24 protein-coding genes are annotated in these 21,471 nt (G+C 47.9%); 1 reads left to right on the top strand and 23 read right to left on the bottom strand.

Going from position 1 to position 21,471, the window contains the following annotated elements; all coding sequences use genetic code 11:
- Window positions 1–5 precede the first annotated feature (5 nt).
- Window positions 6–314 (top strand): EscU/YscU/HrcU family type III secretion system export apparatus switch protein, encoded by a 309-nt coding sequence (locus CF168_RS14040; protein WP_041417170.1) that lies wholly within the window; start codon window positions 6–8, stop codon window positions 312–314.
- 26 nt (window positions 315–340) lie between these two features.
- Here CF168_RS14040 and CF168_RS14045 read toward each other — a convergent pair whose 3' ends face one another.
- The 23 genes from CF168_RS14045 to fliJ all read right to left on the bottom strand — a co-directional run bounded on the left by CF168_RS14045 (window position 341) and on the right by fliJ (window position 21,471).
- Window positions 341–739 (bottom strand): DUF2802 domain-containing protein, encoded by a 399-nt coding sequence (locus tag CF168_RS14045; protein WP_011622093.1) that lies wholly within the window; start codon window positions 737–739, stop codon window positions 341–343.
- Between the two features lie 154 nt (window positions 740–893).
- A complete protein-coding gene (locus CF168_RS14050) occupies window positions 894–1,388 on the bottom strand; it encodes a chemotaxis protein CheW (RefSeq protein ID WP_011073088.1) in 495 nt (164 codons plus the stop codon).
- A 7-nt stretch (window positions 1,389–1,395) separates the two neighbouring features.
- The gene (locus tag CF168_RS14055; protein ID WP_011716436.1) at window positions 1,396–2,403 is read right to left on the bottom strand and encodes a chemotaxis protein CheW; all 1,008 of its coding nucleotides are present in this window, start codon (window positions 2,401–2,403) and stop codon (window positions 1,396–1,398) included.
- On the bottom strand, window positions 2,387–3,178 hold the full coding sequence (locus CF168_RS14060) for a ParA family protein (protein ID WP_086903718.1): 792 nt from the start codon (window positions 3,176–3,178) through the stop codon (window positions 2,387–2,389). The genes CF168_RS14055 and CF168_RS14060 overlap by 17 nt, the downstream gene beginning before the upstream one ends.
- A 64-nt stretch (window positions 3,179–3,242) precedes the next feature.
- Complete coding sequence (locus CF168_RS14065; protein ID WP_167373709.1) at window positions 3,243–3,758, bottom strand: membrane anchored protein in chemotaxis locus; 516 nt, start codon at window positions 3,756–3,758, stop codon at window positions 3,243–3,245.
- A 13-nt stretch (window positions 3,759–3,771) separates the two neighbouring features.
- The gene (locus CF168_RS14070; RefSeq protein WP_089068182.1) at window positions 3,772–4,896 is read right to left on the bottom strand and encodes a protein-glutamate methylesterase/protein-glutamine glutaminase; all 1,125 of its coding nucleotides are present in this window, start codon (window positions 4,894–4,896) and stop codon (window positions 3,772–3,774) included.
- 18 nt (window positions 4,897–4,914) lie between these two features.
- Complete coding sequence (locus CF168_RS14075) at window positions 4,915–7,203, bottom strand: chemotaxis protein CheA (protein WP_089068183.1); 2,289 nt, start codon at window positions 7,201–7,203, stop codon at window positions 4,915–4,917.
- A gap of 15 nt (window positions 7,204–7,218) precedes the next feature.
- Complete coding sequence (locus CF168_RS14080; protein WP_011622087.1) at window positions 7,219–7,956, bottom strand: protein phosphatase CheZ; 738 nt, start codon at window positions 7,954–7,956, stop codon at window positions 7,219–7,221.
- Window positions 7,957–7,969: 13 nt separating this feature from the next.
- Window positions 7,970–8,353 carry a chemotaxis response regulator CheY gene (gene cheY / locus CF168_RS14085; protein WP_007649667.1) on the bottom strand — a complete coding sequence of 128 codons (384 nt, stop codon included), beginning with the start codon at window positions 8,351–8,353 and terminating at the stop codon, window positions 7,970–7,972.
- 47 nt (window positions 8,354–8,400) lie between these two features.
- Window positions 8,401–9,114, bottom strand: coding sequence for an RNA polymerase sigma factor FliA (locus CF168_RS14090; protein WP_011716431.1), 714 nt, complete (start codon window positions 9,112–9,114; stop codon window positions 8,401–8,403).
- A complete protein-coding gene (locus tag CF168_RS14095) occupies window positions 9,107–9,988 on the bottom strand; it encodes a MinD/ParA family protein (RefSeq protein ID WP_011622085.1) in 882 nt (293 codons plus the stop codon). The genes CF168_RS14090 and CF168_RS14095 overlap by 8 nt, the downstream gene beginning before the upstream one ends.
- Window positions 9,989–9,992: 4 nt before the next feature.
- Window positions 9,993–11,369 carry a flagellar biosynthesis protein FlhF gene (flhF, locus tag CF168_RS14100; protein WP_086903721.1) on the bottom strand — a complete coding sequence of 459 codons (1,377 nt, stop codon included), beginning with the start codon at window positions 11,367–11,369 and terminating at the stop codon, window positions 9,993–9,995.
- Window positions 11,370–11,380: 11 nt separating this feature from the next.
- Window positions 11,381–13,480: a flagellar biosynthesis protein FlhA gene (gene flhA, locus CF168_RS14105; protein WP_089068184.1), complete on the bottom strand. Its 2,100-nt coding sequence runs from the start codon at window positions 13,478–13,480 to the stop codon at window positions 11,381–11,383.
- A gap of 118 nt (window positions 13,481–13,598) precedes the next feature.
- Window positions 13,599–14,729 (bottom strand): flagellar biosynthesis protein FlhB, encoded by a 1,131-nt coding sequence (flhB, locus tag CF168_RS14110; protein ID WP_011622082.1) that lies wholly within the window; start codon window positions 14,727–14,729, stop codon window positions 13,599–13,601.
- A 17-nt stretch (window positions 14,730–14,746) separates the two neighbouring features.
- A complete protein-coding gene (fliR, locus tag CF168_RS14115; protein WP_089068185.1) occupies window positions 14,747–15,544 on the bottom strand; it encodes a flagellar biosynthetic protein FliR in 798 nt (265 codons plus the stop codon).
- A gap of 4 nt (window positions 15,545–15,548) precedes the next feature.
- Window positions 15,549–15,818: a flagellar biosynthesis protein FliQ gene (gene fliQ, locus CF168_RS14120; RefSeq protein ID WP_011622080.1), complete on the bottom strand. Its 270-nt coding sequence runs from the start codon at window positions 15,816–15,818 to the stop codon at window positions 15,549–15,551.
- 17 nt (window positions 15,819–15,835) lie between these two features.
- Window positions 15,836–16,582: a flagellar type III secretion system pore protein FliP gene (gene fliP / locus CF168_RS14125; protein ID WP_089068186.1), complete on the bottom strand. Its 747-nt coding sequence runs from the start codon at window positions 16,580–16,582 to the stop codon at window positions 15,836–15,838.
- Window positions 16,579–16,986: a flagellar biosynthetic protein FliO gene (fliO, locus tag CF168_RS14130; protein WP_086903724.1), complete on the bottom strand. Its 408-nt coding sequence runs from the start codon at window positions 16,984–16,986 to the stop codon at window positions 16,579–16,581. Before fliO ends, fliP begins: the two co-directional genes overlap by 4 nt.
- Window positions 16,987–17,019: 33 nt before the next feature.
- Window positions 17,020–17,394 (bottom strand): flagellar motor switch protein FliN, encoded by a 375-nt coding sequence (gene fliN / locus CF168_RS14135; RefSeq protein WP_011622077.1) that lies wholly within the window; start codon window positions 17,392–17,394, stop codon window positions 17,020–17,022.
- A gap of 12 nt (window positions 17,395–17,406) precedes the next feature.
- Window positions 17,407–18,438, bottom strand: a complete 1,032-nt coding sequence (gene fliM, locus CF168_RS14140; RefSeq protein WP_011716423.1) for a flagellar motor switch protein FliM — start codon at window positions 18,436–18,438, stop codon at window positions 17,407–17,409.
- Between the two features lie 40 nt (window positions 18,439–18,478).
- Window positions 18,479–19,003, bottom strand: a complete 525-nt coding sequence (gene fliL, locus CF168_RS14145) for a flagellar basal body-associated protein FliL (protein WP_089068187.1) — start codon at window positions 19,001–19,003, stop codon at window positions 18,479–18,481.
- 83 nt (window positions 19,004–19,086) lie between these two features.
- Window positions 19,087–20,865, bottom strand: a complete 1,779-nt coding sequence (locus CF168_RS14150; protein WP_089068188.1) for a flagellar hook-length control protein FliK — start codon at window positions 20,863–20,865, stop codon at window positions 19,087–19,089.
- 159 nt (window positions 20,866–21,024) lie between these two features.
- A complete protein-coding gene (gene fliJ, locus CF168_RS14155) occupies window positions 21,025–21,471 on the bottom strand; it encodes a flagellar export protein FliJ (protein WP_055647463.1) in 447 nt (148 codons plus the stop codon).

The raw sequence follows: 21,471 nt of genomic DNA on the forward strand, positions 1-21,471 counted from the left end.
AAATAATGGATGAAGAACCTAAAACCCAGCAAGCCGTCGCCTTAAGCTACGATGGTAAACATGCCCCTAAAGTCGTGGCATCAGGGGAAGGATTAGTTGCAGATGAAATCATTGCGCTCGCAAAAGCGTCAGGCGTTTATATTCATCAAGATCCCCACCTGAGTAATTTTTTGCGATTACTCGAATTAGGTGAGGAAATTCCGAAAGAACTGTATCTGCTGATCGCAGAACTGATTGCCTTTGTGTACATGTTGGATGGCAAATTTCCTGAGCAGTGGAATAACATGCACAAGAAAATTGTAGAGAAAGCCTAAAATAAGGACGATGCGACTTTGTCTGCTTATTTTCGATGAAGGCGAATTAACAGCTCAGCCTCGGCTTTAGGTAACTCACACTCTTTAATCAGTTCGTCTACCCCCGCGCCTAACGCGACCATTTTCATCGCTCGGGTATAGAGTTTGGCTTGAGGATCCTGCTGCGTCGACTCTTCGATACGCTCAGATTGTTGATGTAAGCGCTTCTCAAGCTCGATAACACGTCGTCCCATGCCGATAGTGCCGCTGCGAAGCTCCTGCAACTCCCGTTTAAAGGACTCACGTTGGCGATCGCCTTCTTTGACCAGCACGGTTAACGCTTCAACTTTACTGCGCAACTTACTCAATTGTTTTTGGAGATAAAGGACTAACCCTAAACACGCAATCACATAAACTAAGGCTGCGATTAAAAATTCATCGCCCATTAATCATCCTTACGCATCACAATAAACTGAAATCAACAATACAACGGGTTCACCAAACGGCAATCATAATGGTTAAACAATGGCGAAATAAACCGTTTGCATTTTGAAAAGCAAGGACGACAGATTAACTAATCTGTCGTCTGATCATGGAAGCTTAGAGCTGATTTAACTCAGCCCATTCTTCATCGGATAATAACTTGTCTAAATCGACGAGGATCAGTAGCTCGTTATCGCGATTGCTCACGCCTTGGATAAATTTGGCGCTTTCTTCAGTGCCGACATTCGGGGCATTATCAATTTCAGAGCGGCGCAGATAAACTACTTCGGCCACACTATCCACCAAAATACCGATTACTTGTTTCTCAGCTTCGATAATCACGATACGAGTCGAATCATCCACTTCCGCCGATTGCAGACCAAAACGTGATCGTGTATCGATAACGGTCACCACATTGCCGCGCAGGTTAATGATCCCTAATACGTAATGGGGGGCGCCAGGCACAGGAGCAATCTCGGTGTAACGTAACACCTCTTGCACCTGCATCACATTGATACCATAAGTTTCGTTGTCTAACTTAAAGGTAACCCATTGCAATACTGCATCATCTTTACTTGCAGCCACGGCCGCGACATTTCTTGTATCTTTCATGTTTACCTCAACCAATGGAGTCCTGACAGCCTAAACCCGCATCAAGCATTTCAACTAAGGCTTGTACGTGCAAAATGCCACACATTTGTTCTTTCACTACACCAGCTAACCAAGGACGTTTCCCGGCTTTGCTGCGCCAGTTTACTTGCGATTTATTAATTTTTACTGCATTAACGAGAGACTCACAAGCTAATCCCCAATTACTGCCTTCTAATAATACAAGATATTGATAATTTACCGATTGCGCCAGTTTATCCGTGTATTTTTCTGGCATCACCCATGCACAGGTATCAACCAGATTTAACTGCTCTTCCCTATGGGTTTGCACCCCTAAAAACCAAGAAGGGCGACCGATAATATGATTAATCCGCTCAACCTTAACGATCCCACCCAGACTCACTAAAGGCACAGCTAAGGTTAACCCTGCCACTTTAAAGAATAGTACTTGAAACTCATCATCGAGTACTTCTTGCAGGTCTTTTGTGATACTTGGAGGGGCAAACCCCACCTGAGTCTCGGGTGTTGTCTCAATGATTATCTCGTCATCTACGACAGTGGATGGCTGCTCAATGGTGACGCTAGCGTCGCATTCGGGTAGCGAAGAGATACTCTCTTGGATCTCCTCAGGCACCTTATCCATCTCGGGCGCGACTTCGCTCAACACTTCCGCAGGCTTATCCTCAATCACCACCGTTTTTAATACCGGCGCGAGGAGTTTCTCCAAAGCCTGCTTATTAACTAACGGCGCTGGCTCATCAAGATGAGGCATATTACTGACAGACTTTGCCTTCTGCGGCTGCACTTCAGCAGCAATGGTCACACTCGCGTGCACTTTAGCCTGACTGTGCTCGGCTAAAATGGCGTCATCGAGTAATTGTGCTTCATTTTTTTTGCCAACCAGTGGTGCCACAACCTCATGTTGAGGCGCACTCGGGGAATCCACAGCTTTGCAGTCTTCTTCATGCAGCAATAATTCAAAAAAATCAAAAACAGTTTCATCAACCGATTTTGACATGGCCAAACTCCCCAGCTAAAAGAAAATCTAATAATCGCTCGTAAGCTTTTACGCCACGACTGCCGCTTGCATAATGGGAAGCGGGTAAATGTGCCAAACTGGCGTCTCTAAATTTAGTATCTACTGGGATCACATCTCGCCAAAGGCTGTCGCCATATTGTTCACTCAGCACCTGCAAGGCAGCAGGTGATGCCTTGGTACGTTTATCGTACATAGTGGGTACAACAGTATAGCTATAACGGGTTTTCTTTGACCGCCCCATGATTTCCATGGTTTTGACCATGCGCTCGAGCCCTTTTATGGCCAAAAACTCGGTTTGCACTGGGATCACTATGTGTTGACTGGCCGCCAGCGCGTTCACCATTAATACTCCTAACACGGGTGGGCAATCCACAATCGCCACATCGTATTCATCCGCTACCAGTGCCAATAAATTACGCAGCACCAGTCCCATGCCTTCTTGATGTCCGAGCGCTCGGTCTAGCGTGGCTAACGCCATCGTAGCGGGCAGTAAATCTAAACCATCGACTAAGGTGGGTACTATGTGGGATTTGACTAAGTCAGTCGTCAAACTCTTATGCGCCACAAACACGTCAAATAGCGAACCAGGAACCTCTTCAGAGTCAATGCCAAGATAATAACCAAGCGATGCATGGGGATCGGTATCAATCATCAGTACACGTTTACCCCGTTTAGCGAGCGCGCCGGCTAAACTGGCTACTGAAGTGGTTTTTCCAACCCCACCTTTTTGATTCGCAATGGTCCAGACTTTCAAAGAACTGACCTCTTTAATATTGATTCTCGGCTATTCATCATGCCCGTTTCAGCAACGACCAGCACTACTCGCCTTCCCTTGTGGTCACTCTTATGCCGCCGTTAGGCAAACTAATGACTTTGACCCCATCGGCATTTTCTGAAATCACCGCGGGAACATTACTCGACTGAGGTTGTGCTTGCGTTGATGAAACCGATGAGGCTTCTGTACGCAATGACTCAGGTACGGAATCGACAGCAGTTAGCTTCTGCGACGGTTTATCTTCAACTGGCTTCTCAAGCGTCGGCGGAATTTTTGCATCGGATGCCGAGAACGCCTCTGGACCTAGGGTCACCGCCTTTTGCTCTCCCGGTGAAGCCAACTTTAACATCGCTTTAGTTTGATCCGGATGGGAAGCGAGCCAAGATGCAATCGCCTGCGCCTGTTCATCCGGCACCATGAGCAAAATCTGTGTCGACTCCAATCGCTTTACATCATCGCGTAATGCAATGATTTTTCGATGATAGTCCAGACTTAACGCGGCTAAGCATAATATAGCTATCGCCATTAACACTATGATAAGCAAAATATTTGTGCTTATCTGTGTTTTCGACTTAGCCACGCGCAGACTCTTTTAAAATCGACTCCGCCATGTTATCCAGAGAAATGGACTGTGTAGCGATACCCGCACTGGCCACCGCCTGCGGCATACCATAGACCACGCAGCTCGCCTCATCCTGTGCCCAAATGGTCGCGCCAGCCGATTTCAACATACGCGCGCCTTCGCGGCCGTCGGCTCCCATGCCCGTCAATACTACCGCCAGCACATCACCGCCATAGGCTTTAGATGCTGAGGCAAAGGTAATATCGACGCAGGGCTTGTAGTTCATCTCCGCGCTGCCAGCCAAGACTTTGACACGGCCAGTAACACCAGCGCGCTCAACCATCATTTGCATTCCACCTGGTGCAAGATAGGCGCAGCCTGGACGCAATACGTCACCATTAGCCGCTTCTTTCACTTCAATCTTACACAAACCGTTTAAACGGTTCGCAAAGGCGGGCGTAAAGGCCGCAGGCATATGCTGGATAAGCAAAATAGGATGCGGATAATTTGCTGGGAACTGAGTCAGAATCTTCTGCAAGGCGACAGGGCCGCCCGTCGATGTACCAATCAGCAATAATTTATATTGCTTACCACTTGGACGAATCGAGGTCGCAGGTGAAGAACGCACAGGCGCTGGAGCAGGTTGCGCATGGGTCGATGCACCGCCTAATACTGAACTCGCGCTCTGGCGAGGTGGCGGCGTAGGCGTCGTTGGACGCACCACTGGGCGGAAAATACGGCGGCGACCTAGTGCTTTTACTCTTTGCTGCAATAATAGAATCGCGTCATCTTTATTGGTCGCAATATCTTCAAAGCGCTTAGGTAAGAAATCGAGCGCCCCCGCATCGAGGGCATCTAGCGTGGCTTTGGCGCCATCATGGGTCAATGAAGAAAACATCAAAATCGGTGTTGGACATTTCGCCATGATCTCACGAACGGCAGTAATACCGTCCATAACTGGCATTTCAATATCCATTGTAATGACTTGAGGATTTAGCTCGGCAGCCATCTTCACCGCTTCGGCCCCGTTAGAGGCCGTCGCGATCACTTCCAGTTCAGGATCTTGATTGACTATTTCACTAACACGTCGTCTAAAAAAACTTGAGTCATCAACGACTAATACTTTAATGGCCATTCCATTCCTTATTGGAAACTAACTTTTATTCTTCGCATAATGCTTTAATAATCCAGGGACATCCAAGATTAAGGCGATGCCACCGTCGGATGTGATTGTCGCCCCCGCCATACCCGGCGTGCCATGCAACAATGCTCCCAAGGGTTTAATCACCACTTCTTCTTGTCCAATTAAAGCATCGACAACAAAACCAATTTGCATCATGCCTAGCTGTACAATGACCACATGGCCGTGTTTCTTGTCACCATGTTTAAAGCTGGTTCGATTGCGGTGTAACCACTGCTCTAGATAGAAAAGCGGTACGGCCTTGTTGCGGACAATTACAGTCAGTTGTCCATCGACAATGTTGGTCTTGGTGAGATCGAGATGGAAAATCTCATTTACGCTAGATAAAGGCAACGCAAACACCTGCTTGGCAACGTCCACCATTAAGGTCGGCATAATCGCTAAGGTCAGCGGCACTTTAATCTCGAGTATGGTGCCCTTGCCTTTCATCGAGTCGATATGTACGGTTCCGTTAAGCTGGGTAATACGGGTTTTCACCACGTCCATCCCCACACCACGGCCGGAAATATCTGAAATCTCCACTTTGGTCGAGAAGCCTGGCGCAAAAATCAGGTTATAAGCTTCACTGTCAGTCATCCGCGCCGCGGTATCCTCATCGAGTACCCCACGCTTGATGGCAATTTGCTTTAACTTTTCAGGATCCATACCCGCGCCATCGTCTTCAATTTTCAGCAGGATATGATCACCCTCTTGGCTTGCAGACAGAGTGATGGTGCCTGTTCTAGGTTTGCCGCTGGCCTCACGATCATTAGGCATCTCAATGCCATGATCTACTGAGTTACGCACTAAGTGCACTAACGGATCGGCAAGCGCCTCGACTAAGTTTTTATCGAGGTCCGTCTCTTCGCCCACGAGGACTAAATCAATTTCTTTATTCAGAGTACGAGCTAAATCGCGTACAACCCGAGGGAAGCGACCAAAGACTTTCTTGATGGGTTGCATACGCGTTTTCATCACCGCGCCCTGCAAATCCGCTGTCACCAAGTCTAAATTCGCTAGCGCCTTAGACATTTCTTCGTCATCACGACTAATACCTAAGCTCAATAAGCGGTTACGCACTAACACTAACTCGCCGACCATGTTCATGATTTGGTCGAGTCTCGCGGTATCGACGCGAACAGTTGTCTCGCCCTGAGGTACGTTAGCAGACGCTGCTGCCGCTGCTTTAGCAGGGGCTTTTTCAGCAACCGCCACATCAGTTTTGGCTTTTACCGCAGGAGGTGTTGCTGGTGTAGCAACACTGGCTTTGGGAGCGGCAGGAGTTGAAGGCGCTGCGGCACTTGGAGGCGCTTTAGCGGGCTCGGTTTTAGCTGGAGCAGATTCGGCTTTCGCAGTCACTTTTGCAGGTGCACCGCCTTTACCGTGTAACTCATCGAGGAGACGCTCGAACTCATCTTCAGTGATTTCGTCCGAATCAACCGCTGGAGCGGCAGGTTTGGGTGCCGCGGCAACTGCTTCAGCTTTTGGCTTGGCAGGCTCTTCCACTTTACCTTTAAACTTACCAGAACCGTGCAGCTCATCGAGCAGCGCTTCAAACTCGTCATCGGTGATATCATCGCTTGCGCTTGCAGATGTCGCTTGAGGCTTATTTTGCACAGCAGGGGCAGCATCGGCTTGTGGAGCAGAAACTCCGGGACCTTTTCCGGCGCCGTGCAGCGCATCGAGTAATGCTTCAAACTCCGCTTCATCGATTTCATCGATACTGGAATCTGAAAGCTCTGATTTCTCAATCGGCATGTCTTCAACAGCGGCAACTTCAAACACAGTTTCTATGACAGGTTCGGGCTCAGGTTCTGGTTCAGGCAATGGTTCAACTTCGGCACTGCTTTGACCCGATTCGGAAGGAAGCGGCTCACCGGAGCTGAGCATTTTCAATTTAGCCAATAATGCAGGATCTGCTGGGTCTTGTTGCTCGCCTTGTTGGGTTTGAGCAAACATAGTGTTAATCGCATCGACAGCCTGAAGAATGATGTCCATTAACTCGGCGGAGACACTGCGCTTGCCTGTGCGTAATAAATCGAAGGTGTTCTCTGCTTCGTGACAGACATCCACCATGGGAGTGAGACTAAGGAAACCCGCACCGCCCTTTACAGTATGAAACCCCCTGAAAATGGCATTTAGCAAGTTAGTATCATCAGGATTGTTTTCAAGCGCGACCAGCTGCTCTTGCAGCAACTCAAGAATTTCGCCCGCTTCAATTAAAAAGTCCTGGAGTATCTCTTCATCTACATCAAAGGCCATCAAATTGACTCCCAGTTAGAAACCCAGACTCGACAGCAGATCATCGACTTCATCTTGACCGGTAACGACGTCTTGACGAAGCTCGGCATTCATTATCGGTCCTTCAGCTTCAATATTATTTTTCTGAGTAATCTGACTCTCAATCACGGGTTGCTCACCAAATACTGTCAGCATAGACACCAGATTACTTTCAACTTCCATCACTAGATCGATCACCCGCCGGATCATTTGTCCAGTCAGGTCCTGAAAATCCTGCGCCATCAAAATCTGGTTGAGCAATTCGCGTAAGCGATTGGAATCCAATTCGCTACGTGACATCAAATGCTGCACATTGTGGCAAAGCGCTTTAAAATCGCTCAGAGCGATTTCACGGCGCATCAATTTGTCCCAAGAAGGCATCACTTGTTGAATATTCGCCGTTAATGCATTCGCGAGCGGCAAGCACTCTTCTACCGCATCCATGGTTTTATTCGCTGCTTGCTCGGTCATGTCAATGACATAACTTAGCCGTTCCTTAGCATCGGGAATTTCGGTATTCGCAAGTTCAACCAAACGATTATCAACTTGGAAATCCATTAATGCGCTGTGAAGTTGCCTTGTAAGTTTACCAACTTCATCAAAGAGCTCCCGTTGAAGTGGAGCCGCGAGTTCCCTAAATAAATCATCTGCTTGAGCTTGTTCATTCGCGCTTAATAGTTCAACTAAACGCTGAGCCTTCTCGAGCGTAATGAGCCCTGATGTTTGTGACTTCATAGCTCATCCCTGCTTAAGCGAGTCGTTCGAATATTTTATCTAACTTCTCTTTAAGTGTTGCTGCGGTAAAAGGTTTAACCACATAGCCGTTAACACCGGCTTGTGCGGCAGCAATAATTTGTTCACGTTTTGCTTCAGCGGTAACCATTAATACGGGTAAATGCTTAAGGGAATCGTCAGCCCGAATAGCCTTCAGCAAATCAATACCCTGCATTCCTGGCATGTTCCAGTCTGTCACGACAAAATCAAAGTCGCCCTTTTGTAACATAGGCAGCGCAGTTGAGCCGTCGTCTGCTTCTTGGGTATTGTTAAAGCCCAAGTCTCGCAACAAGTTCTTGATGATACGTCTCATTGTCGAAAAGTCATCAACGATGAGAATCTTCATATTCTTGTCCAAGGTTTCCTCCGGTGAGCCGACATTCTGTGCTCAATAAATAATTATACTTATGTCCAATGCTTGAGTTTGCCTTTGAGCCGCAACATTGCCTGACTTAATATCTGGCTAACTCGCGATTCACTTACCTCAAGAATGGCGCCAATTTCTTTTAAATTCAATGCTTCATCGTAGTATAACGATAGCACTAGCGCATCTCTTTCGGGCAATAATTTTATCGCCTCAACTAGTGCTGAATGAAACTGGGTTTCTGCTAACGCTTCATATGTACCATCACTGACATTATCGCTCGAAGTGAGTATATCCTGCGATACGCCTAAGTCTTCTATCCCTATGATTTTACCAACAGAAACATCGTTAAGAATATGATGGTACTCATCGAGCGTCATATCAAGTTTTTCTGCAATTTCTGTGTCGCGTGCATCACGACCCAACACTTGCTCTAACTCATCAATGGCTTGAGCTACTCGACGATTATTTCGATGAACAGAACGGGGAACCCAGTCGCCACGACGGATCTCATCCAACATGGCGCCACGGATCCGTATGCCGGCGAAGGTTTCAAACTTTGCACCTTTGCCACCATCAAACTTGGATGATGCTTCTAATAACCCCATCATCCCCGCTTGAAGCAAGTCATCGAGCTGCACTGAGGCAGGTAATCTGGCGAGCAAGTGATGTGCAATTCTTTTAACCAACGGTGCATACTGTTCAACGATTGACGTTTTACTGTCTAAACAAGTATACGCTGCGGCTTTATTCACTCGTTTTTTCCTCTTGAAAATCTGGTCGCTGAACTAAACGCTCAACGAAAAACTCCAAATGCCCACCAGGTTGCTGTGGTACTGGCCAGCTCATGATTTTATTCGCTAAGCCATGGTACGCAATCGCAGCAGGAGACTTAGGATAAGCCTCAACCACTAACTTTTGTTTACGCACTGATTTGCGAAGGTTTTCATCAAACGGAATGGTCGCAACCAGTTCGAGTGCCACGTCCAAGAATCTGTCGGTCACTTTACTGAGTTTAGCAAACAATTCCATACCTTCGCGCAAACTGCGCACCATATTAGCAACAATTTTAAAGCGGAAAACGCCGTGTTCACGGCTGAGAATTTTGATTAACGCATAGGCGTCAGTGATAGAAGTTGGCTCGTCACAAACAACCACCAACACATCCTGTGAGGCACGGGAGAAACTGAGTACCATGTCAGAAATCCCCGCGGCAGTATCCACGATGAGGATATCAAACTGGGTACGCATCTCACTAAAAGCACGAATTAAGCCCGCATGTTGCGCAGGGCTCAACTCTACCATGCCTTGAGTTCCTGAGGTCGCAGGGACAATGCCTATGCCCTTAGGTCCTCGGACGATAATATCATCCAGCTCAGCATCGCCAGAGAGTACGTGGGAAAGGTTACGTTCAGCACGGATCCCTAACATGACATCGACGTTTGCTAAGCCTAAGTCGGCATCAAGCACTAAGACACGCTTGCCCTTTTCGGCTAATGCTACTGCGGTATTGATAGACACGCTGGTTTTACCCACGCCACCTTTACCACCCGTAACCGCGATTACTTTCACTTTTTCGTTATAGGGTTGATTCATCATACGTAAACCACTTGCTTGATCCAGGGTCATAACTCTACTCAAATGCACAGGTCATATTATCTGACCACGCTGTGTCTGGTAACGATTGTTGTTCAGTGTTTTCTAAGGCCGCTAACGCCTGCTCTGCGAGCAATAAAGTATCGGCAACTTTCATATCTTCGGGCACTCGCTGCCCATCCGTAACATAACTTAATGGCAACCCACTTTGGATCAACACACTTAATGCACCCGCTAACGACACGGACTCATCGAGCTTGGTGAGTACAACACCAGATAATGGAATGCGTTTAAAGTGATTTACAGCATCCTGTAGCACACGGCGCTGTCCTGTGGCAGACAGTACCAGATAACTGCGGATAGGTATTCTGCTATTTGCAGTTAAATTATCAAGTTGCTGGTAAAGCCGCATATCTCGTTGGCCCATTCCTGCGGTATCTATCAATACTAGCTTGCGATTTCTGAACTGATACAGTATTTGCTCTAGCTCAGCAAGATCATGGGCTTGCTTAACTGGGCATCCCATAATTTTGCCATAGGTGGCCAATTGCTCATAAGCGCCAATACGATAATGATCTGTCGTGATCAAGGCGACTTGATCCGCACCATGATGGGCAGCGAAACGAGCCGCTAATTTGGCTAAGGAAGTGGTTTTGCCTACACCCGTTGGGCCAACCAGCGCCACAACACCACCTTGCTTAACGATATCATCACCTTGATTATCAAGCATATTCGCTAGACTTTGTGGCAAGGCACGAACTAATTCTGCCGGGGTATAGTGTTGACTAAGCGCCGCTAACTTGTTCGCGACCGCAGGCGAAAACTCCGCTTCCAGTAACTTTGACTCCAGCATGGCACCCACAGGATCGATACGCTTTTTGTGTTCAGTCATCAGCGCAGACACTTGATGAGTAAGCAAATTGCGTAAGGATGCTAACTCATCACGCATCGCTTCAATATCCGCATTTTGCTTCTGTGAAACCTGCGGCTTCTTATCGAAAGTCTGTCCCATATCTCGGCGTTCAGCTTTTGGCACTGCAGGAGCTTGTAGACCTTGTGCCCACGCAGGCAATTCGGCGTCTTGCTGTTGATGGGTGAGCTGTTGGTTTAAACGGCTTTGTTGCTTCTCGAGCAATGCTTGGAGAGAGTCTGCTGGCGCCGAGGGTTTTAACTTAGTTTCAGCGCGAATCGGCGCTTTAGCACCGAGCGACACTAAGTCATCACTCACATCCATAAAAGTCGGTGCAGCGGCAGGCGCCTTCGCTTTGGGCTCGTCATAGTCAACGGCGGCCACAATCTCAATGCCGCCATTTACCTTTTTATTCGACATAATCACGGCATCGGAGCCGAGCGTGTCCTTCACTTGGGCCAGTGCAGCACGCATGTCTTTGGCAAAAAAACGTTTAATCTTCACTTATGCGTCCTCTACTGGCCGACGGCAGACACTATGCGTATTTGCTTTTCATCGGGGATTTCTTGGTAAGAAATCACTCTGAGATTAGGAATAGTATATTTAACAAAGCGAGACAGTGTCGCACGTAACATACCTGACGTTAGCAAAATAGCGGGCTGACCAACCATTTCTTGCTTTTGAGCGGCATCCGCTAAGGATTGCTGCATACGCTCTGCAAGACCTGGTTCGATATTTGGGCCATCGCCACCGGTTGCTTGCATTGACTGATGCAACATCTGTTCCAACTCTGGCGCCAAAGTTATGACAGGTATTTCAAGTTCAGGACCCGAGATCTCTTGAACTATCATGCGCTTCAATGCGATACGCACTGCCGCCGTTAACACTTCAGTATCGTTACTCTTAGTGCCGTATTCTAACAAAGTTTGCACTATGGTACGCAAGTCTCTGACAGAAACTCCTTCATTTAATAGGTTTTGCATCACTTTTACGACATTTCCGAGCGGCATCACATCAGGAATAAAGCCATCCACCAGCTTAGGCGAATGCTTAGCAAGCATATCCATCAGTTGTTGCACTTCTTCGTAGCCTAAGAGTTTCGCCGCATTATTCGTCAATATTTGGCTAATATGGGTTGCCACCACTGTCGCGGCATCCACCACGGTATAACCTAAGGTTTGTGCATGTTCACGCAGCTCAGGGGCAATCCACACGGCTTCGAGACCAAAGGCTGGATCACGTGTTTCGATACCATCGAGCTTGCCATAAACTTGGCCAGGGTTGATGGCAAGTTCGCAGTCATGGCGAATATCCGCCTCTCCAACCACCACGCCCATTAACGAGATGCGGTAGGCATTGGGTGATAAATCGAGGTTGTCACGAATATGTACCGCAGGCACCAAGAAGCCCAGCTCTTGAGAAAGTTTTTTACGTACCCCTTTGATCCGGCTCAGTAATTCCCCACCTTGTCCCTTATCGACTAATGGGATCAAACGGTAACCTACTTCCAGACCAATAGTGTCAACATGGTGTACATCGTCCCAGCTAAGTTCTTTAGGTTCTCTTTCGGCTCTTTCCGTTGGGCCCGTTTTGACTTGCTCAAGGGCTTTAGTACGTTTGGCTTCATTACGTTTGAAGATAAAGTAAGCGGCTCCAGCTGTGATCACGGCAAAGCTTAAAAACGCCATATGTGGCATGCCAGGCACAATCCCCATGACAAAGAGTACGCCAGCCGCAATACTGAGCGACTTGTGACTGTCAAACATCTGACTGATCAGCATCTGGCCCATATCGCCAGATTCATTTTGACGGGTCACCATCAACGCCGCAGCGATTGACAGTAATAGACCAGGAATTTGCGCGACGAGACCGTCACCAATGGTTAACAGGGTATAAATTTCAACGGCTTGGGAGAATGTCAAACCGTGCTGCACAATCCCGATAATAAACCCACCGAGAATGTTGATAACTAAGATCATGATACCGGCAATCGCATCACCCTTCACAAACTTAGATGCACCGTCCATTGCGCCATAGAAATCGGCTTCGCGGGTCACCTCGGCGCGTCTGGTTCTGGCTTGATCTTGATTAATAATACCTGCGTTCAAGTCGGCATCGATGGCCATTTGCTTGCCCGGCATCGCATCTAAGGTAAAGCGAGCACTCACCTCGGCAATACGGCCAGCACCTTTAGTTACAACGGCAAAGTTGATAATAATCAAGATGATAAATACAACTAGGCCCACGGCATAGTTACCGCCAATCACCACGGAGCCGAAGGCCTCAATCACCTTACCGGCGGCGTCACCACCATTGTGACCTTCGAGTAATACCACACGGGTCGATGCCACGTTAAGCGCGAGTCGCAGCAATGTCGCGACTAATAAAACAGTTGGAAAAGCAGCAAAGTCTAAGGGTCTGTCGGTATAAATCGCGACAAGAAGAACAATCAAAGCCAAGGCAATGTTAAAAGAGAATAAAACGTCGAGTAGAAACGGCGGGATAGGCAATACAATCATAGCCAATGCCGCAAGCACTAGCATTGGCGTACCTATGCCCTTGAAAGAGCTCAGTTTCAACTGTTTTACTTGGCCTAGGGAGGCTTTAACATCCATTCACAGATACCTAAACTTTGACGTATAACAGCCTGGAAGCAAAAAACGCGCCAACCACTAGCGCTTCAAGTCGTGGTTTTATCTCTGTGAACTATCTCTTCGTTAACCTAACACTTAACTAGTGTTTCAGCTCGTCAGGGATGGGTTGATTAGCAGGGATTGGAATAGGTTTACGGCCACGACCTTTTTGGTACTGGCGTAACTGGAACACATAAGCCAGAACCTGTGCCACCGCGGTAAATAGGCCCTCAGGGATCTGCTGCTCAAGCTTAGTGGTGTGATAAATTGCCCGCGCCAGCGGTGGTGCAGAGACAATCGCAATGTTATGTGCCCTTGCCACTTCGCGGATTTTAAACGCGACTTCATCCACACCTTTAGCGATAACAAAAGGCGCTGCAGAGCGCTTCACATCGTATTTAATGGCCACCGCATAATGCTCAGGGTTCACCACAATCACATCCGCATTGGGAACTTCGGCCATCATGCGTCGCTGCGCTAACTCACGCTGCATTTGGCGTACTCGCCCTTTGACCTCAGGTTTACCTTCGGTATCTTTATACTCGTCTTTCACTTCCTGCTTAGTCATTTTCAGCTGTTTGTTGTGATTCCAGATCTGAAATGGCACATCGATCACCACGATGACTAAGACGGAGGAGCAAAGCAGAATAAACATCCACACTAACAAATCCAGCGCATGATGGACGTTACCGGGGAGATGATCGGCTGACAGGAGTAAAATATCGTTAAAATAATGACTGAGTAGTAAATAAGCCGCGATGGCTACCACAGAAAACTTAGCAATCCCTTTGGTTAATTCAACCAAGGCCTGCACACCAAACATCCGTTTAAAGCCCGCAATCGGGCTCATTTTGCTGGCCTTAGGCATCATGGCTTGGGTGGAGAAGTTCATCCCGCCAAGGGATACGTTACCGATAAATGCCACCACGACAATCAGTAACATAATCTTGAGTAACGGCCAGCCAATCTCGCTTCCCACGACGCCCCATACATTAAACATCTGGTTCGTATCGAAAATCGCAGCGCGATCCATGGTAAAAACGCGCTCAAACACATTGGACAGCGCCTTCGCAATCCCAGGCCCGAGCATATACAAGCCTGTCGCAGCCGAAAGCAACACGGTCGCAGTACCTAACTCTTTTGAACGGGCTACCTGCCCTTTTTCTCGCGCCTGTTCGAGGCGCCTCCCGGTGGGTTCCTCGCTGCGTTCGCCGCTACTTTCTTCAGCCATTACGCGTTCCTATCCGGTTAAAGTATGCCGTCGGCTTGACACTGAAGCCCTAAAATATCACAAAGCAAAAGCTGTGCCGACGCCCAAACCTCTTCGAAATGGGCCATTACGGGGGTCAAGGTTAACCACAAAATGAGCAGTCCACCAATCATAGTGATTGGGAAACCTATCGAGAAAATGTTCAGCTGCGGCGCGGCGCGAGTCATTACCCCAAAGGATAAGTTAACCAGTAGCAAGGCAATAATCGCCGAGAGCGACATGGTCAATGCCGCGCCAAACATATAGGAGCCCCATTCCGCTAGCGCGCGATAACTCGTCAAACTTAACCCTTGATTCGAAATCGGTAAGGTCTCAAAACTGGCGACTAACATTCGGATCATCAACAGGTGTCCATCGACGGCGAGAAAAATCAACGTCGCGAGCAACAAAAAGAAGTTGCCTATCACTGGCGTTTGTTGGCCAGAACCCGGATCGACCATAGAGGCAAAACCTAAGCTGGTTTGCATACCGATGATCTGGCCCGTTAACACAAAGGTTTGCATCACCATTTGAGTCACAAAGCCCATGGCGACGCCAATAATAATTTGCTGAGCGGTAATAAAAACAGCGCTTAAGGAAAAGAGCTCCGCATCCTTAACGGGCGGTAATACTGGCGCAATGGCCAGAGTGATAGCCACCGCTAAGAGTAAACGAACTCGAGTCGGGGTTGTCGTAGCACCAAACACCACCATGACCATCAACATGCTGGTCACGCGAAACAATGGCCACATGTAAGAAGCGATGGTTTGCATTAAGGTGTCGAGCAGCAGCTCCATCGGATTAGCCCACCACTTGGGGAATGCGGTTAACCATTTCGATAAAGAAATCCATGAGGGTTTGCACTAACCAGTGTCCCATAACCATCAAGGCTAGTAAGGTCACTATCAGTCGAGGCAAAAAGCTTAAAGTCTGTTCGTTAATTGAGGTCGCGGCTTGGAACACCGCCACAATGAGGCCAATACCCAAGCCCGGCAGCACGATGGCCGAAACCATCATGACAATCACGGCTAAGGCTTCACGGAAAATATCGATTAGGGCTTCTGGCGTCATCGCGAATCTCCGCTCATCTAACCAAAGCTATTGGCTAAAGTGCCCATCACTAGGCCCCAGCCATCAACAAGCACAAACAACATGATCTTGAAGGGTAAAGAAACAATCATCGGCGAGAGCATCATCATACCCATGGCCATCAAGATACTGGCAACCACAAGGTCGAGCACTAAAAATGGCACAAACAACATAAACCCAATTTGAAAGGCGGTTTTCAGTTCGCTGGTAATAAAAGCTGGCACCAACACGCTCATTGGCGCTTCTTCTGGGGAATTAATGTTTTGATACCCCGAGATATCGATAAAGGTTTTCAGATCTGTGGTACGCACCTGCCCTAACATAAATGCTCGTAATGGCTCTTTGCCCTTATCGAAGGCCTGTTGCAGCGTGAGCTGCTCATCGATATAGGGTTTTACCCCTTGGTCATAAATTTTGTCGAACACTGGCGCCATAATGAAAAAGGTCATAAACAGGCTCATACCAATCAAGACTTGGTTAGAAGGTGTCTGTTGTAAACCAATAGCTTGGCGCAAAATCGAGAGAACCACTATGATGCGGGTAAAGGAAGTCAACATAATGACCATCGCAGGAATAAAGCTCAGCGAAGTCATTAGTAATAGGATCTGCATGGTCACCGAATATTCGGTCGAACCATCGGCAGCGGTTTTTACGGTGACCGCCGGCAATACACCATCGGCCGCGCCCACCGATGCGGCAAACAACAGGGTACTAACCCCAATCAAGCTGAGTATGTACTTCATCATTGTTTTAATTTCGCCTGCCGTAGCTTGTCCGCAAAGGAAACGGACTCAATTTGAATTGGTTCAGCTAATTTATCAATTAAATTAACTTGTTGCCCGCTAACACCCAACAAATACTGCTGTTCACCGACCTGAACTAATACCAAACGCTCCTTCTGCCCAAGCGATGTGACCGCGAGGGTTTTCAGTACGCTGTGATCCGTCGGCACTAAATTAAATCGCCGCAGCAGGTACGCTAAGGCGAAGATAAGCAATAACACTAAAATAAGACCGCCTAGCATGCTCGCTGCGGCGGCCATTTGCGAAGGTTCAGCCAATTTCGTTGCTGTCGCGGCACTTTCGTTAGCAACGCCAGCAACACTCGCCTGAGTCGCTGACACTAGACTGAGTATGACCGATGTGCTCATCTCGCTCCTTCAGGCTTTGTCTTAATAGATAAATTACTTAAGCTTTTTAATCCGCTCAGTTTGACTGATCACATCCGTTAGCCGAATACCGAACTTATCGTTAACCACAACCACTTCGCCATGGGCGATAAGCGTGCCATTGACCATCACATCGAGCGGCTCACCCGCCACCCTATCCAACTCCACCACAGAACCTTGGTTCAGCTGCAGCAGGTTACGAATGCTGATATAGCTGCGGCCAACTTCCATCGAAATCGTCACAGGGATATCTAAAATAGTGTCTAGTTTGGCGGCTTCGGCCTTACTTATTGGCTGCGAGTCGTCTACCAGCTCGTCAAGGTCAATGGCATTAGCTTCTTCCAATGCCTGTTCAGCCATGGCTGCAGCCCAATCATCATCTGTACTCATCTCACTTCACCTTTATAATTCGGATATGTCTCTGGCTTTGCCTTTACGTGTCACTAATTGCAGTTCGGATTTGACCGTTTCAGGACGTGGGATTTTTTCGTAAATTTTAAGTGCTAGATTATCGCGTGAACGCCCCATTTTACAGCGATACGTCGGTAAGTCTTCGATTTTCATCATAATGTATTCAGGCAGCTCGATCGGAATAATGTCCCCTGCCTTGAAGTTCATGACATCTTTGAGTGTGAGCTCATGTTCAACCACACTGGCATCAAATCCGACTTTCACATCCATAATCTCGTCATGCAGCGCCTGTGACCAACGCATGTCGGTGTCTTGTTTATCACTCTGCACACCCGCATCGAGTAGTTCACGGATAGGTTCAATCATCGAATAAGGCATAGTGATATGGAAGTCACCGCCACCGCCATCCACTTCGATGTGGAAGGAGTTAATCACCACCACTTCAGTGGGGCTGACGATGTTGGCCATCGCGGGGTTTACTTCGGAGTCTAAATAATCAAACTCGACATCCATCACTGGCGCCCAAGCATCTTTATAATCTTCAAAGATAATCTTAAGCAATAACTGCACGATGCGACGTTCAGTTGGGGTAAATTCCCGCCCTTCAATCTTGGCATGGAAACGGCCATCGCCGCCAAAAAAGTTGTCCACCAGAATAAACACTAAACGCGCTTCCATGGTGATCAGTGCCGTGCCTTTTAAGGGATGGAAACGCACCATATTCAAGCTAGTCGGGACGAACAAGGTGTGTACGTACTCACCAAATTTCAACATTTGCACGCCGTTAATCGACACTTCGGCCGCACGACGCATCATGTTGAACATGCTGATCCGCAGGTGACGGGCAAAACGCTCATTCACAATCTCGAGCGTGGGCATACGGCCACGCACAATACGGTCTTGGGAGGAAAAGTCGTAGGAGCGAGCTTCTAGCCCCGCGGCATCAAGCTCATTATCCTCTTCGACGTCATCGACTCCGTGTAAGAGCGCATCAATTTCGTCTTGGCTTAATAAATCACTCACAGTATTGTCTTCGCCTCTTTAAGGTGCTGAAGATAAAAGGTTATTGCATAACAAAACCGGTGAAGAGCACTTTCTCAACCACTTTACGTCCGGTCACAGATTGCAAGGTATTTTGTACGCTCAGCAGTGCTAATTGCCGTAATTCATCTTTACCCGCCTGTGTACTTAACTTTTGCACATCGGCGCCACTAAAGGTGGTTAACAGCGCATCTTCAATCAACGGAATATGCTTTTGGGTCAACACATCATCGTCTTGGCCTCTGACCATCAGTTGTACTTTAATTTCAACGAGACGAGCACGGTCAGGCCCTGGGAGGTTAAATAAAAAGGGCCGTGGCATTGGCACATAGGCCGCCATAGCCGCATCGGCGGCAGGAGAGGTCGCCTCCGTTGCTGTAGCACCTTCGGCGGCGACTTCGGGTGCCTCATCACTGCTACCGAGGAAAAACCACAGGGCGCCCCCAATCAACAGGGCTGCAAACACGCCCGCACCGATAAAAATAAACTTCTTCTTACTCTTAGGCGCTTCGGTGCTTTCAAGTTCTAATGATTCTTCCTTGGCCATTTTCTATACTCTTTAATTGGCTAAATTCGGGAATGGGATCAGGGCTTGGCGCATAATCCGCTTTATTGCTATAGGTTACCTTCTTAAGCGTAATAATCTATACCTGAATTTAAACTAGTTACTTGATTTAAACCTAAATCTAGCTCTTCTGCCGAGAAATCATCCACATTTCCACCGCTCGAACCACCCGCTTCACCAAATCCCCCCTCGCGGCGTTGACCTTGGTCCCCTTGAGAAACATGACTGTCGGCCAATTGCATGCCCTGCTCCTGTAATAATTCACGTAGGCGAGGAATGGCTTGCTCTACAACATCGCGGGTTTGTGATTGTGTGACATGGAACTGCACTTGTGTCTGGTCGCCATGTACTTGTACTTTAACCAACATATGTCCAAGTTCTGGCGGATCTAAACGGATTTCCGCCTGTTGGATCCCTTGACTCACCATAGTCACTAATTGCTGCTTCATCACAGGCGAGAACCGCTGGATCATCTCCTGCATTTGGTTTTGAGTTTCTACACCTTGGCGCAAGGAAAGCTGCACTTGAGGAATATCTTGACGCTGGGTTGCCGGCGTTGCCAAAGAATGCAGTGAAGATACCGCTTTAAATTCCACAGGCTTAAACTCGCTGCCCGCCTCTTCACTGCCAGAACTTAAAGCAGCAACTTGGCTATCTTGCTGCGCATCGAGAGTAACCGCTAACTTAGCGTCTTTTAGCAAAAAGCCTGCTGAAATCTCGGCGCGGGATGGGTTGTCGGCAGTAAGATTCGGATCGATGGCTGCGGTACCTGATACATTAGCCGCCGCATTAGTGCCTAAGGTATTAAGATCGTTAGTATTCGCGGCTGTTGCCGCATTCGTCGTTAATACATCACTCGCAGAGGCATTGGCCGCTTTGATTGGTGTTTGATTATCAATGACTTGGGATCCCATACCTTGGGGTGCAAGAGCTTTATCTGCTGGCTGCGTCGACACATTTATCGCCTTAGCGCCAATTTCTGCGGTACCAAGCTCTTTTCCCCCTAATACGGGCTCACCCTCAATGGGTAAAATATTATTTTCGGGCGGTTTAACGAACTTTTCGCTGCGCAGACCTGTAAGTAACGCTGCATCATCAATCAAATGCGGCTCATCAACAGAGGTGCCTTGACTATCCGCTTCCGCAACAGTTACGGCCGCAACCAAAGCATCGACATCAGCAGCTGGAATCTGTGGCTCTACACTCTCAGTATCAGTGACATCAGCAGCTTGAATCGGTTGTTCTACACTTTCAGCATCAACGGCGTTCTGTTGTGAGGCTTGCTGTTGTAATAACTGTGCGGCGGCTTGCGCAGTATTTTGTCCGGCCACCTTTGGAGCGACAGCCCCAGAGTCTTCTGATTCAGTACTAACCTTCAGTTTGTTATCGCCAAGGCCAGTGTTAGTGGACTGAGCGAACTTAGCCATTTCATCGGAAAAAGTACCGTCAACAATAGAGCTGTCGGTCTGAGATTGATCATCGACTAATAACGAGGATGAGTCGGCATCGGCATCATCCGTTGCCGTGATATCAGCCTCAAGCGGCAAAGACTCGCCCGGCGCTGCCGCTTTCTTCATCTCATTTGCCATACCAATCTGGGCGAAAATCAAGTTGATATCGGCTTCATCATCAGTTTTGGTATCATCAGTGCTGGCTTCCGCTTTGGCAGATTTGACGGCCACATCCTGAGACACAGAGGTTTTAGTCGAGGGGGAAGATACGGATGTGACTGAAGCCAACGCTGCAGAAAAGTCTTCACTATTAGTATCTTGAGTCAATGCTTTACTTGAGCTAGCGCTATTTTTCGCGCTTGACGCTAATAGGATATTGTTCATTTGTTGCATATCAGCTCCTAAACATTCACCCGAAGACATAAAAACGTGTGGGCAAACGTCAATTTATGCGGCTATAGCCATCTCTGGTGTAAAGCAAGCAAATAAAGTGCCAATAAGTGAGGGTTACATTTAGAAGAAACAGCTTATACGCACAATGGCGAGCTTGGGTTAGGGTTTATTGCGGCGAAAAAACTGCTGAGAGGCAAATTCATCGGTCATCTTTTGCTCTTTTTTCAACTCAAGAGCTTGGCGTTTTTTCTCTTTATTATCCAAGAGCAGTTCAACCGCCTTGCGTTTCTTTTGCTTGTCAAGCCAATGTTGCTGACGATAGTTTTTCTGCTTCTCACCATCGGCGACCACACGATTTTGCTGGGCAATGGCCTCATCGATTTGCCGAATAAAACGATGGAATTGGTGATAATGGCTAGCGCTAATGGCTTGGCCCTGCTGGGACTGCATCTGCTTCATATAGTCCAAGCGATAATTGTTGAGTGCATCCAACTGATTTTGGCGCTTTTGACACTCTAGTTGCGCCGACTTTAGCAGCAGTGCGGCCTGCTCCTCTGCATCGAGGGCTAATTTCAACACAAGTAAGAGGGGATCGGCATTCGCCAT

Origin of the sequence: Shewanella bicestrii (genome assembly GCF_002216875.1) — a bacterium.
Taxonomy (GTDB): domain Bacteria; phylum Pseudomonadota; class Gammaproteobacteria; order Enterobacterales; family Shewanellaceae; genus Shewanella; species Shewanella seohaensis.

Coding starts and splice junctions, on each gene's coding strand:
- CF168_RS14040 (WP_041417170.1), top strand. CDS start 6: ATGGATGAAGAACCTAAAACCCAGCAAGCCGTCGCCTTAAGCTACGAT.
- CF168_RS14045 (WP_011622093.1), bottom strand. CDS start 739: ATGGGCGATGAATTTTTAATCGCAGCCTTAGTTTATGTGATTGCGTGT.
- CF168_RS14050 (WP_011073088.1), bottom strand. CDS start 1,388: ATGAAAGATACAAGAAATGTCGCGGCCGTGGCTGCAAGTAAAGATGAT.
- CF168_RS14055 (WP_011716436.1), bottom strand. CDS start 2,403: ATGTCAAAATCGGTTGATGAAACTGTTTTTGATTTTTTTGAATTATTG.
- CF168_RS14070 (WP_089068182.1), bottom strand. CDS start 4,896: ATGGCCATTAAAGTATTAGTCGTTGATGACTCAAGTTTTTTTAGACGA.
- CF168_RS14075 (WP_089068183.1), bottom strand. CDS start 7,203: ATGGCCTTTGATGTAGATGAAGAGATACTCCAGGACTTTTTAATTGAA.
- CF168_RS14080 (WP_011622087.1), bottom strand. CDS start 7,956: ATGAAGTCACAAACATCAGGGCTCATTACGCTCGAGAAGGCTCAGCGT.
- CF168_RS14095 (WP_011622085.1), bottom strand. CDS start 9,988: ATGACCCTGGATCAAGCAAGTGGTTTACGTATGATGAATCAACCCTAT.
- flhA (WP_089068184.1), bottom strand. CDS start 13,480: ATGGATGTTAAAGCCTCCCTAGGCCAAGTAAAACAGTTGAAACTGAGC.
- flhB (WP_011622082.1), bottom strand. CDS start 14,729: ATGGCTGAAGAAAGTAGCGGCGAACGCAGCGAGGAACCCACCGGGAGG.
- fliR (WP_089068185.1), bottom strand. CDS start 15,544: ATGGAGCTGCTGCTCGACACCTTAATGCAAACCATCGCTTCTTACATG.
- fliQ (WP_011622080.1), bottom strand. CDS start 15,818: ATGACGCCAGAAGCCCTAATCGATATTTTCCGTGAAGCCTTAGCCGTG.
- fliP (WP_089068186.1), bottom strand. CDS start 16,582: ATGATGAAGTACATACTCAGCTTGATTGGGGTTAGTACCCTGTTGTTT.
- fliO (WP_086903724.1), bottom strand. CDS start 16,986: ATGAGCACATCGGTCATACTCAGTCTAGTGTCAGCGACTCAGGCGAGT.
- fliN (WP_011622077.1), bottom strand. CDS start 17,394: ATGAGTACAGATGATGATTGGGCTGCAGCCATGGCTGAACAGGCATTG.
- fliL (WP_089068187.1), bottom strand. CDS start 19,003: ATGGCCAAGGAAGAATCATTAGAACTTGAAAGCACCGAAGCGCCTAAG.
- CF168_RS14150 (WP_089068188.1), bottom strand. CDS start 20,865: ATGCAACAAATGAACAATATCCTATTAGCGTCAAGCGCGAAAAATAGC.
- fliJ (WP_055647463.1), bottom strand. CDS start 21,471: ATGGCGAATGCCGATCCCCTCTTACTTGTGTTGAAATTAGCCCTCGAT.